This is a genomic window from Pseudokineococcus marinus (assembly GCF_013004605.1).
Classification (GTDB): Bacteria; Actinomycetota; Actinomycetes; order Actinomycetales; family Quadrisphaeraceae; genus Pseudokineococcus; species Pseudokineococcus marinus.
The window spans coordinates 1-11,347 of sequence record NZ_JABEMA010000090.1 but is presented as its reverse complement, the minus strand read 5'-3'; the positions used below and the strand labels follow the sequence as shown (position 1 = coordinate 11,347).

General features: G+C 76.8%; 12 protein-coding genes. 5 read left to right on the top strand and 7 right to left on the bottom strand.

Going from position 1 to position 11,347, the window contains the following annotated elements:
* Window positions 1-1,566: PH domain-containing protein (locus tag HLB09_RS07965; RefSeq protein ID WP_171202857.1), on the bottom strand; the 1,566-nt coding region annotated here is incomplete at its 3' end.
* Window positions 1,563-2,060: a PH domain-containing protein gene (locus HLB09_RS19905; RefSeq protein ID WP_171202856.1), complete on the bottom strand. Its 498-nt coding sequence runs from the start codon at window positions 2,058-2,060 to the stop codon at window positions 1,563-1,565. The genes HLB09_RS19905 and HLB09_RS07965, both read right to left, overlap by 4 nt.
* Window positions 2,061-2,141: 81 nt before the next feature.
* On the opposite strand from HLB09_RS19905, the gene HLB09_RS07955 reads away from it, so the two are divergent.
* Window positions 2,142-2,810 (top strand): DUF1684 domain-containing protein, encoded by a 669-nt coding sequence (locus HLB09_RS07955; RefSeq protein WP_171202855.1) that lies wholly within the window; start codon window positions 2,142-2,144, stop codon window positions 2,808-2,810.
* Between the two features lie 99 nt (window positions 2,811-2,909).
* Here HLB09_RS07955 and HLB09_RS07950 read toward each other — a convergent pair whose 3' ends face one another.
* From HLB09_RS07950 to HLB09_RS07940, 3 genes are all read right to left on the bottom strand, one after another.
* The gene (locus HLB09_RS07950) at window positions 2,910-3,878 is read right to left on the bottom strand and encodes an ABC transporter substrate-binding protein (RefSeq protein ID WP_171202854.1); all 969 of its coding nucleotides are present in this window, start codon (window positions 3,876-3,878) and stop codon (window positions 2,910-2,912) included.
* Window positions 3,879-4,061: 183 nt separating this feature from the next.
* Complete coding sequence (locus HLB09_RS07945) at window positions 4,062-4,826, bottom strand: ABC transporter permease (RefSeq protein WP_171202853.1); 765 nt, start codon at window positions 4,824-4,826, stop codon at window positions 4,062-4,064.
* Window positions 4,823-5,533 (bottom strand): ABC transporter permease, encoded by a 711-nt coding sequence (locus HLB09_RS07940; protein ID WP_171202859.1) that lies wholly within the window; start codon window positions 5,531-5,533, stop codon window positions 4,823-4,825. Before HLB09_RS07940 ends, HLB09_RS07945 begins: the two co-directional genes overlap by 4 nt.
* Before the next feature lie 27 nt (window positions 5,534-5,560).
* Here HLB09_RS07940 and HLB09_RS07935 point away from each other — a divergent pair, with 27 nt between their 5' ends.
* Genes HLB09_RS07935 through HLB09_RS19900 form a run of 4 tightly spaced genes read left to right on the top strand, consistent with a single transcriptional unit; the run spans window position 5,561 to window position 9,362 of the window.
* Window positions 5,561-6,721, top strand: coding sequence for an ABC transporter ATP-binding protein (locus HLB09_RS07935; RefSeq protein ID WP_171202852.1), 1,161 nt, complete (start codon window positions 5,561-5,563; stop codon window positions 6,719-6,721).
* Window positions 6,722-6,774: 53 nt separating this feature from the next.
* Entirely contained in the window at window positions 6,775-7,686 is a 912-nt protein-coding gene (locus tag HLB09_RS07930; protein ID WP_171202851.1) for a cation diffusion facilitator family transporter, read from the top strand.
* Between the two features lie 43 nt (window positions 7,687-7,729).
* Window positions 7,730-8,611 carry an NAD(P)-dependent oxidoreductase gene (locus HLB09_RS07925; protein ID WP_171202850.1) on the top strand — a complete coding sequence of 294 codons (882 nt, stop codon included), beginning with the start codon at window positions 7,730-7,732 and terminating at the stop codon, window positions 8,609-8,611.
* 49 nt (window positions 8,612-8,660) lie between these two features.
* Entirely contained in the window at window positions 8,661-9,362 is a 702-nt protein-coding gene (locus HLB09_RS19900) for a methyltransferase domain-containing protein (RefSeq protein WP_212770741.1), read from the top strand.
* Window positions 9,363-9,392: 30 nt separating this feature from the next.
* Here the strand turns inward: HLB09_RS19900 and HLB09_RS07915 are convergent, their stop codons facing one another.
* Window positions 9,393-9,743 (bottom strand): VOC family protein, encoded by a 351-nt coding sequence (locus HLB09_RS07915; protein WP_322790076.1) that lies wholly within the window; start codon window positions 9,741-9,743, stop codon window positions 9,393-9,395.
* 112 nt (window positions 9,744-9,855) lie between these two features.
* Window positions 9,856-11,347: PP2C family protein-serine/threonine phosphatase (locus tag HLB09_RS07910; protein ID WP_212770740.1), on the bottom strand; the 1,492-nt coding region annotated here is incomplete at its 5' end.

The following is an 11,347-nucleotide window of genomic DNA, read 5'->3' as shown; positions in this document are numbered from 1 at the left end:
CAGCTGGTCCGCGTCGCCGGAGCCGGCGTCGGGGTGGAAGACGACGAGCATCTGGTCGTCGGTGCCGTTGATGGTCAGCCGCTCGCGGTTGAGGGTCATCGGACCGACCTGCGGGTGGTCGAGCCGGCGCTGCAGCGGCCCCTGCTCCAGGCCCAGGCTCTGCGTGCGCTCGTGGGGCACGACGTCGAGCTGGCGCACGAGGCGGCCGCTGCGCACGAGCAGCGCCGTGCCGGTGGTGCGGTAGCCGCGCCGGCGCCAGGCCACCGGGTCCAGCCAGCGCGCCGAGCGGGGGGCGTCGACCCAGCCGTGCGTGCGGCCGGTGCCCTCGAGCCCCGCCCCCAGGACGCCCGCCGGGTCCTCGCAGCCCGGGTCGGGCAGGAGGAGGGACAGCACCTCGACGGCCTGCGCGCGCGTGCCGACGGGCAGGAGCACCGTCTCCTTGCCGGCGTCGTCGGCCCCGCCGCCCGCGTACCCGGCCACGTCCATCTCCATGGCCCACCAGTCCGGGCCGCGCCACAGCAGCGGCTGCCGCAGCCGGACGGCCTGCACCCGCCCCGGGGGCACGGTCTGCGCGCGCGTCTCCGTGAGGCCGTGGCGCAGGCGCAGCCCGTCCGGTGACGCGGCGATGCGGAAGCCGAAGCCGCGGGAGAAGGCGCCCCAGACCCCGGTGGCCACGCCGAGCGCCGCGGGGACGAGGCCGAAGGCGATGCCGGCCTCCCCCGTCACCACCACGACGACGACGAGCACGACGAGGGCGACGGCGCCGATCACCGGCCACACGGAGCGCAGCATGCTCAGCAGGAGCCGGTCGACCGGGACCTGCAGCACCTCCCGCTCGGGCGCCTCGGGCGCCTCGCCGGTCTCGTCCACCTGCACGCCGGCGGCCCGCGCCAGCAGCGTGCGGCGCAGGCGCTGGGCGTCGGCCGAGCGCAGGTAGGCCAGCGACACGTCCGAGCCGCTGCCGCCCGCCACCTCGAGCTTGAGCTCGGACAGGCCCGTCAGCCGCGCTACGAGCGGCTGGACGACGTCGACGGCCTGCAGGCGGTCCAGGCGGACGCGCCGGTGCTGGCGGAAGAGGACGCCGGTGCGCAGCTCGACGACCTCCTCCCCCACCCGGAAGCGGGTGAAGCGCCAGGTCACGTACGCCCACGCGGCGACGACGAGCGCGCCGACACCGACGAGGCCGAGGGTGAAGAGGAGCTGGAAGCGCCCGAAGGCGTCGCCGCCGCCCCCGCCGTCGCCGGGCGAGAAGGCGCGCTCGCCGCGCTGCTGGACGACGAAGAAGAGGAGGACGGCGAGGACCGCCCACCCCCGCACCAGCGGGGTGACGGGATGCATGCGCTTCCACGTGCCGTCGGCCTCGGGCGCCGGCTCGGGGTCGCGGACGCCGGTGGCCGCGGCGGCGGCGACGTCGTCCGGCGGGTCCGCGGCGCCGCCCGGGGGCGGGGTGCTCGGGGGCGAGGTGCTCGGGTCCGGGGTGCTCGGGTCCGGGGTGCTGAGGTGGGGATCGCCCGGACGGTCGGGCTCCGCGACGTCGCCGGCCCCGGGCGGCGGTCCTGCCGTCACAGGCCCGCCATCCGGGCCTCGCCGCGGGAGGCGAGGCGGTCGCGCAGCCGCTCGGCCTCGGCGGGCGGCAGCCCGGGGATGCTCGCGTCGGTGCCGGCCGAGGCGGTGTGGAGCTGGACCGTGGCGATGCCCACCCACCGGTCGACCGGCCCGGCGGTGACGTCGACGTACTGCATGCGGCCGTAGGGCACGACGACGAGGGTCCGGAAGAGGAGGCCCTGGCGGACGAGGAGGTCGTCGTCGCGCTCGGCGTAGCCGATGGCCGCGACCTGGCGCCCGATGACGACCTGGCGCAGGACCCCGACGGCGGCGAAGGGCAGCCAGAGCAGGAGGATCCACCACCGGTCGAGGAGGACGGCGAGCAGCACGGCCGGCACCAGCGGCACCAGCGCGCCGATGGCGCTGCCCACCCGCCGGACCGTCGCCAGCCGCGGCGACACCCGCGTCCAGCTCACGCCCTCGGGGTCGAAGACCCCGTCGTCCGCTCTTGCCACGTCATCCCCGCCCTGCGTCGTCCTGAGGCCCGCCCACCCCGGCGCCCTGCCGTCCGGGGCGCCGGGTGCGAGGGTGGCACGGTGACCACGACCTCCGCCTCCGCCCCCGACGCGTCCTCCCGCCTGGACGTCCTCGACTGGCGGCGGCGCGTCGAGCGCCTGTACGCCGCCGTCCGCGAGGAGGCGGGGCGCGACCCGGCGGCAGCGCACGCGACGTGGCGCCGCGGCCGCGACGAGCTCCTCGGCGGCCATCCGGCCTCCCCGCTCCTGCCCGAGCACCGGGAGGGCTTCGCCGGCCTGCCGGTCGCCCCCTACGACGCGGCGCACCGCCACGAGGTCGAGGTCACGCCGTGGACGGCCGGGCCTGCCGCCGAGGGGGGCTCTTTCTCCTACCGGACGGGCACGGACGGTGTCGTGTCCTTCGAGCGGGCCGGGACCGCCGAGCTGCCCGGGGTCGGGTCGCTCGCGCTGTGGTGGCTCGTCGGCTACGGCGGCGGGCTCTTCGTCCCCCTGCGCGACGGCGGCTCGGGCAGCGCCTCGTACGGCGGAGGGCGCTACGTGCTCGACACGGTGAAGGGCGCCGACCTCGGCTCCGTCGGGGAGCGGCTCGTGCTGGACCTGAACTTCGCCTACCCGCCGTCGTGCGCCTACGACCCCGCGTGGGCGTGCCCGCTGCCCCCGACGGAGAACCGCGTGGACGCCGTGCTGGAGGTGGGGGAGCTCCACGAGGGGCCCTGGGCCGAGCACTGAGGGGCGCGAGCGCCCGCTCTCCCGAGTGCGACGAGGGCCCCGCCGCGGTCGCGGCGGGGCCCTCGTCGTCGTGGTGCGGCCCCGGGGACCGCGGCGACGTCAGCCCTCGATGAGCCCCTGCTCGACGAGGTAGTCGCGGGCGACGTCCTCGGGCAGCAGCCGCTGCTCGTCGACCTGGAGGTTGAGCTGCGTGAGGTCCTCGGTCGTGAGGACGGGCGCGAGCTGGTTGAGCGCCTCGGCGACCGCCGGGTCCCCCGCCGTCTCCTCGTTGACGACGGGCACGAGGTTGTCCGCCGCCTGCAGGCCCTTGTCGTCCTCGAGGATGACGAGCCCGAGGCCCTCGAGCGTGCCGTCGGTCGTGCCGGTGAGGCCCAGCTGCGCCGTCCCGTCGACGACCTTCTGCTTGCCGGTGAGGCTGGCGAAGGAGTCGCCCGTCACACCCGTGATGTCGAGGCCGTAGGTCTCCTCGAGACCAGGGGCGCAGAAGGGCCGGTCGAGGCACTCGTCGCCGGCGGCGAGCTGGATCGGCTGCCCGAGCTCGCCGAGGTCGGAGAGCGTCGTGAGGCCGTTCTCGTCGGCGAAGGCCTGCGTGACGTAGAAGCCGTTGGCGTCCTGCGCCTCGGCGGGCTCGAGGAAGGTGAGGCCCTGCTCCTCGGCGAGGGGCTCGCCCGCGGCGATGGTCTCGTCGACGTCGTTGCTCGTGATCTCCTCGGCGTCGGGACCGTTGGCCTCGCGGTTGAGGTACTGCACGAAGGTCGCCGCGTACTCCGGCACGACGTCGATCTCGCCGCTGACGAGCGCCGGCGCGTAGATCTCGCGCTGCTCGGCCGTCTGCAGGTCGACGTCGTAGCCGGCCTCCTCGAGCAGGAGCGCGTACATGTTCTCCATCACCGACATCTCGGTGAACTGGGCGCCGCCGACGACGATCGAGCCGCCCGTGCCGCCGTCGGTCGCCTCCGCGCCGGAGCCGCCGTCGGCCTCCTCGAAGGCGTCGCCACCGCCGCCGCAGGCGGACAGCAGGAGGGTGCCGGCCAGCAGGCCGGGCAGGAAGAGCTTCTGGGTGCGCACTCGGGGTCTCGCCTTCTGTGTCCCGCGACCGCTCCGGGCCGCGCGTGTCCGGCGCGGGCCGACGGGCCCGCACGATCCGCTAGTAGACCCCGGCGCCGGGGCCGCCGTCGCGCCGGGGTGGGCCCGGCGCCGTCACGATCGCGTCACGCGCCGCCCGGCCCGTGCGCGTGCCGTCCGCGGCGGTCAGCGGGAGGCCTGCGCCGCCCCGCGGGCGGACGTGCCCGCGCCGGCCTCGTCGGGACGACGGCCCTGCTCGTCGTCGACCTCCTCCGGCTCCTGCGAGCGGGTGCGACCGCTGGAGCGCCGCGCGGCGCGGCGCTCGACGACCCCGAGCCCGAGCTCCGTGGCGAGGGCCAGGAGGGCCACCAGGACGGCGCCCACGACGACCTGCGCCTGGTCCTGGCTCACGAAGCCCTGGTTGATGATGCGGCCGAGGCTCCCGCCGCCGACGAGCCCGATGACGGTCGTCGTCGCGACGACCTGCACGGCGGCGAGCCGCAGCCCGGACATCATCAGCGGGGTCGCCAGCGGGAGCTCGACGCGCCGCAGGAGCTGCCACCCGCTCATGCCGAGCCCGCGACCGGCGTCGACGGCGGCGCGGTCGGCCTCGCGCACGCCCGTCCACGTGTTCGTCAGCAGCGGGGGCACGGTGAAGAGGGCGAGCGCCAGCACGAAGCTCTGGAGGTTGGCGCCGAAGGGCGCGGGCAGCAGCACGAAGACGACGAGCAGCGCGAAGGTCGGCACGGCTCGCCCGAAGCCGCCGATGTTGAGGGCGACGAACCCGCCGCGGCCGAGGTGCCCGAGCCAGAGCCCGACGGGGACGGCGACCACGACGGCGAGCAGCAGCGCGAGCGCGCTGATGCCGACGTGCTCGACGAGCCGGTTGACGAGCCCCCCCGGGCCCGACCAGCTCTCCGGGTCCAGGAGGTGGTCCACGACCGCGCTCACGCCGCCGCCCCCCGACGCCAGGGGGTCAGCTGCCGTCGAAGCAGGACCAGCACGGCGTCGACGAGCAGCGCCAGCACGACGCACATGATGGACGGGATGAGGACCTCCGCCCGGAAGTTGCTCGTGAGGCCCGAGTAGATGAGGTTGCCCAGGCCGCCGGAGTCGAAGAGGAAGCCGATGGTCGTGAGGGCCACGGTCGAGACCGCGGCGATCCTCAGGCTGGCGAAGGCCGTCGGCAGGGCGAGGGGCAGCTCGACCTCCCGCAGCAGCCGCCACCGGCCGTAGCCCATGCCCGTGGCGGCGTCCACGGCCGCGGTCGGGACGGCGTCGAGCCCCGCGACGAGACCGCGGACGAGCACCGTGAGCGAGTAGAGGACGAGCGCGACGACGACGGTCGAGGCGTCGAAGCCGACGACGGGCAGCAGGAGGGAGAACATCGCCAGCGACGGGATCGTGTAGACGACCGTGGAGGCGCCCAGCACGAGGCTGCGCATCCACGCCGTGCGGTGGGCCAGCACGCCCAGGGGCAGGGCGACGACCACGCTCACGACCAGGGTGACGAGCAGGATCGTGACGTGCTCCTGCAGCGCCGCGAGGATCTGGTCGGAGCGGGTCGTCACGTACAGCGGGCACAACCACTCGTTGCGCACCAGGCAGTTGTCCGCGACGCTCCCGGAGTGCAGAACGGGACTGGCAGCGACCTGCATCACCGGCGCGACGGTAGTGGAGACGCCATGATCCGGCTCGACGGCCTGGGCAAGCGCTACCCCGACGGCACCGTCGCGGTCGACTCCCTCGACATGGAGGTGACCCGCGGCGAGCTGGTCGCCCTGGTGGGCCCCTCCGGGTGCGGCAAGTCGACGACGCTGCGGATGGTCAACCGGCTCGTCGAGCCGACGAGCGGGCGCATCGTCCTCGACGGCGACGACGTCACCGACGTCAGCGCGGTCGAGCTGCGCCGCCGCATCGGCTACGTCATCCAGCAGGTGGGCCTCTTCCCCCACCTCACCGTGGGCGACAACGTCGCGACGGTCCCCCGGCTGCTCGGGTGGGACAAGCGGCGCCGCAAGGAGCGCACCGCCGAGATGATGGACCTCGTGGGCCTGCCGGCCGAGAAGTACGCCGACCGGTACCCGCACGAGCTCTCCGGCGGCCAGCAGCAGCGCATCGGCGTCGCGCGCGGCCTGGCGGCCGACCCCGACGTCCTCCTCATGGACGAGCCGTTCGGCGCCGTCGACCCCATCGCCCGCGACCGCCTGCAGGGCGAGTTCCGGCGCATCCAGTCCGAGCTCCACAAGACCGTGCTCTTCGTCACCCACGACATCGACGAGGCCGTCCGGCTGGCCGACCGCATCGCCGTCTTCAGCGAGGGCGGCCGGCTCGAGCAGCTCGCCGAGCCCGCGACCGTCCTCGGCGCGCCGGCCAACCAGTTCGTCGCCGACTTCGTCGGCAGCGACCGCGGCCTGCGCCGTCTCGCCGTTCAGCCGGTGGAGGAGGACGACCTCGTGCACCCGCCCGTCGTCCGGCTGGCCGACCGCGCGGCGGACGCCCGCCGGGTCATCGACGGCGCTCCGGAGCCCTACGCCGTCGTCGTCGACGACGCCGGGGACCTGCGCGGGTGGGTCGGCGCGCGGACGCTCGAGGAGTGCCCGCCCGACGCGCTGGTCGAGGAGGTGGCGCGCCGCTTCGAGGAGACCGTGCAGATCGGGGACTTCCTGCGCCGCGCCCTCTCCGAGCTCGTCCAGCACGACGCGGGCTGGCTGCCCGTCCTCGACGGCGACCGCTTCCTCGGCGTCCTCACGCCCGACGCGGTCTACGCGGCGCTACGCCGCACGGTGCCGGGCGACGGCGGCGTGGACGCCGAGCACGAGGCGCCGCTGCTGCGCGCCGTCTGACCCGGCGGGCCGCCGCCCCGCGGCCGGGGCGGGCCCTCGGCCACCATGGGGGCATGGGGCACGACCACGGGCGCGCGACGGCGACGGGACGGCACCGGGGACGGCTGACCGCGGTGCTCGTCATGACCCTCGTCGTCATGGTCGCGGAGGTCGTCGGCGCGCTGGTGTCCGGCTCGCTGGCGCTGCTCGCCGACGCGGGGCACATGCTCACCGACGCCTCGGGCCTGGGCCTGGCCCTCGTGGCGTCCGTGCTGGCGGCGCGCCCCGCGACGGGGAGGCGCTCCTTCGGCCTCGCGCGCGCCGAGGTGCTCGCGGCCGCGACGAACGCGCTGCTGCTGCTCGGGGTGGCGGCCTTCGTCCTCGTCGAGGGCGTCCGCCGCCTCGTCGACCCCCAGCCCGTCGCGGCGGGGCCGATGCTCGTCGCCGCCCTGGCCGGGCTCGTCGCCAACGTCGTGGGGCTGCGGCTCCTGCACGCGGGGTCCGGCGAGAGCCTCAACGTCCGCGGCGCCTACCTCGAGGTCCTGGCCGACCTGCTGGGCTCGGTCGCCGTCGTCGTGGCCGCCCTCGTCGTCGCGCTCACCGGCTGGGTGCGCGCCGACGCCGTCGTCTCCCTGGGCATCGGGCTCCTCGTCGTCCCCCGCGCCCTCGCCCTGCTGCGCGACACCCTCGACGTCCTGCTGGAGTCGACGCCGCGGGGCGTCGACCTCGAGGACGTCCGCGCGCACGTCCTGTCGGCCGAGGGCGTGCTCGACGTCCACGACGTCCACGTGTGGACCCTCACCGGCGGCCTGCCCGTCATGTCGGCGCACGTCGTCGTCGCCGAGGACGCCCTCGACCGCGCGGGCTCGGGGCGGGTCCTCGACGCCCTCGGCGCGTGCCTGGCCGACCACTTCGACGTCGAGCACTCGACCTTCCAGCTCGAGCCGGCGGGGCACGCCGCCCACGAGGGCGCCCGGCACGCCTGAGGCACCGCGGGCGCCGGCTCCCGGCGAGGGCGAGGATCGGTCCATGAGCGAAGCCGCCCCCTCCCCCGCACCCGTCGCCGTCCTGGGCGCCGGGCTCCTCGGCGCCGCCATGGCCGCGCGCCTCGGCGAGCAGGGCCACGACGTCCGGCTGTGGAACCGCTCCCCGGAGCGCGCCGCGCAGGCGGCCGACGGCGCGGACGGGGTCAGGGCCGTGGCGGACCTGGCGGAGGCCGTGGACGGCGCGGCCGTGGTCCTGACGGTCCTGCGCGACGGCGACGCGGTCGCCGACGTCGCCGTCCGCTTCCTGCCGCTGCTCGGCGGCGGCGACGGGCCCGTGTGGGTGCAGGCCAGCACGGTCGGCCCCCGCGCCGCCGGGGAGCTGCGCGCGCAGGCGGACGCGGCCGGCGCCGCCTTCCTCGACGCCCCGGTGTCGGGCAGCACGGACCCGGCCCGCCGCGGCGCCCTGACGTGGCTCGTCGCCGGCGACGCCGCGGTGCTCGACCGGGCGCGCCCCGTGCTCGACGACCTCGGCCAGCGCGTGCAGCACGTCGGCGGGGCCGAGGAGGCGAGCGCGCTGAAGCTCGTCGTCAACGCGTGGATGACGGGGGCGACGGCCGTCATGGCTGACGCCCTGGCGCTGGCCGAGCGGCTCGGCACCGACCCCGGGGCGCTGCGAGAGGTCCTCGACGGCGGGCCCCTCGGCATGCCCTACGCCCTGGGCAAGGCCGCGATGATGACGAGCGGCGAGTACCCGGCGGGCTTCCCCGCCGAGCTGGCCCTCAAGGACCTCGACCTCGCCGCGGACGGCGGCGCGCTGCCCGGCGCGCTCGAGCCGGTCCGCGAGCGCCTGCGCGCCGTGGCCGACGGCGGGCGGGGGCGCGAGGACGTCGCCGTCCTCGCCGAGGCGCCTGCTGCGCAGGAATGAGGGGCGCGGGGGTGAGGGGCGCACGGGTCGGGGCCGGCGGCGGCAGCGCGTGAGCGCCCCCGACGCCTCCGACGCCGACGCCTTCGGCGACTACCTCGTCAGCTCGCGCGACGCCGAGGAGTACCGGGCGATGTTCGCCCTCTCGGACGCCGACCTGGCGGGCGGCGTCCTCGACTGCCCGGGGGGCGGGTCGAGCTTCACGGCCACGGCCCGCGCCGCGGGGGTCGACGCCCGCGCCGTCGACCCGGTCTACGCCCGGCCCGTCGCCGACCTCGCGGTGCAGCTGCGCGAGGAGCTGGAGAGGGGCCGGGCCTGGATGACCGCCCGCTCCGAGGCCTACCGCTGGGACGACCACGGCGACCCCGAGGTCCTCACGCACCGCCGCGCCGCGTCCGCGGCCGCCTTCGTGGCCCACCGCCGCGCCGAGCCGGACCGCTACGTGGCGGCGTCGCTGCCGCACCTGCCGATGGCTGACGGCGCGGTCGACCTCGTGCTCTCCTCGCACTTCCTCTTCACGTACGCCGACCGCCTCGACGCCGCGGCCCACCTCGCGGCGCTGCGCGAGATGCTCCGCGTCGCCCGCCGGCAGGTGCGCGTCTACCCGCTGCTCGACGCGAGCGGGCACGCGCTGCCGGATCTCCTCCAGGGCGTGGTCGCCGACCTGCGGCGCGACGGCGTCGACGCCCGGGTGCAGGCCGTCGCCCACGAGTTCCAGCGCGGGGCCGGGCACTTGCTCGTCCTGGAGCGGTAGGGCGCGGAGCGCCGACGCCGCTCAGCGGGCTCAGGCAGGTCCGTCCTCCTCGAGGTACACCAGCTCGTTGCCGTCCGGGTCCTCGACGTGGAACATCGGCGGCACGCCGTCCCAGCGCAGGACCTCCGGGTTGTGGAGCACCACGCCCGGCGTGCCGGCGAGACGGGCGTGCGCCGCGGCGGCGTCCGTCGTCCCGAGCCGCACGGCCATCGGCAGCGGGCTGTCGGGGGGCAGCAGCACCAGTCCCACCGAGGAGCCCGGAGGCACCACCTCGACGTAGCGCGCCCCCGGCCACGCCTCCTCGTCGACCCGCAGCTCGCAGCCCAGCACCTCGGTGAAGAAGGCCAGCGCCCGGTCCTGGTCGGCCACGGGCAGGGACACGCTGAGCACTCTCGTCGTCATCGCCACGCCCGTGCAGACCGCCGCGGCGGCGAGGGCTCATCGGCCCCGAGGCGAGGCGAGGGCGGGCTGGCCGGTCGTCCGGCGTGAGGCGTCAGAGCACGCGCACGGCCACCAGCGCCACGTCGTCCTCCCGCGGGCCGGGCGCACAGGCCTCCAGCACGACGTCGCAGAGCCGCTGGGCGGAGCCGCGGACGTCGGCCGGGAGGGCCGAGAGCGCCTCCAGGAGCCGCGCCTGCCCGACGTCGAGGCCCTGGTCGCGCCGCTCGAGGAGCCCGTCGGTGCACAGGACGAGGACGTCCCCGGGAGAGAGGAGGGTCGAGACCGGGTTGCGCTGCGTCGTCGGCCGGACGCCGAGGAGCAGGTCGTGGGTCGTCGCGGGGACCTCGGCGCGCCCGTCCGCGCGGAGCACGACGGGCGGGGGGTGGCCGGCGTTGGACCACACGAGCCGCCACCCCCGCGGCCCGAGGTCGTCGAGGCGCCCGACCAGCGCGGTCGCCGTCGTGGTGAGTCCCAGGCCCGCCATCGCGGCGTCGGTCCGCGTGAGGACGGCGTCCGGCGGCTCGTCGGTCGTGTAGGCGATCCCCCGCAGCAGGCTGCGCAGCTGGCCCATGGCGGCCGCGGCCTCGACGTCGTGACCCATGACGTCGCCGATGACGACGACCGGCGAGCCCGTGGGCTGGACGAGGACGTCGTACCAGTCCCCGCCCACCTCGGCGCGGCGCGCCGACGGCTCGTAGCGCACCGCCACCTCGAGCCGCTCCAGTCGCGGCGGCGGCGTGAGCATGCTGCGCTGCAGGCCCTCCGCCAGCCGCTTCTGCGCGCGGAAGAGGGCCGCGGCGTCGAGAGCGGCGCCGGCGCGGCGCGCCACCTCCGTCGCCGTCTCCACCTCGGCGGCGGTGTGCGGCCCGCGCTCGCCGGTCGTCACGAGGAGCATCGACCCGACGGTGCGCCCGCGGACGCCGAGCGGCAGCACGACGGTGCCGTGCGGCTCCAGCGCCCGGAACGCCGCGGCGGTCGCCGCATCGGGCAGGGCGGCCCGCAGCACCTCCTCCGTCATCCGCTCGACGACGAGCGGGCGCCGCGCGCGCACCGGGTCGCTCAGGGCCGCTCCCACGCCGCGGCCCCGGACGGTGGCGCGGCCCAGGGCGGCCACCTCGCCGGACCGGGCGGGGTCGCGGTGGGCCGCGCCGCCCTCGCGCCACCGACCGTGCTCGTCCACGAGCAGCACGAGGCACCAGTCGGCGAGCGCCGGGACGACGAGGCGCGCCAGCTCGCCCACCGAGCGGTCCACCGCGGCGGTCTCGAGGACCTCCGCGTCGGCCGCGGCCGTCCCGCCCAGGGCCGTTCCCGTCCCCTCGCCGCTCGAGCTCGTGGCGGCGGCCAGGACGCGCCCGACCTCGGAGAGGACGCCGAGGCGCGCCCGCGCGTCCTCGACCTCCGCGAGCGCCCGGTCGCGCTGCTCGTCGGCCGCCACGCGCGCGAGCGCCTGCGCCGCCAGGGCGCCGAGCGCCTCGAGGAGCACGGCCGCCTCGTCGGGCGGCGGGGCGGTCCACGTGGCCCGCAGCGCTCCCAGGACCGACCCC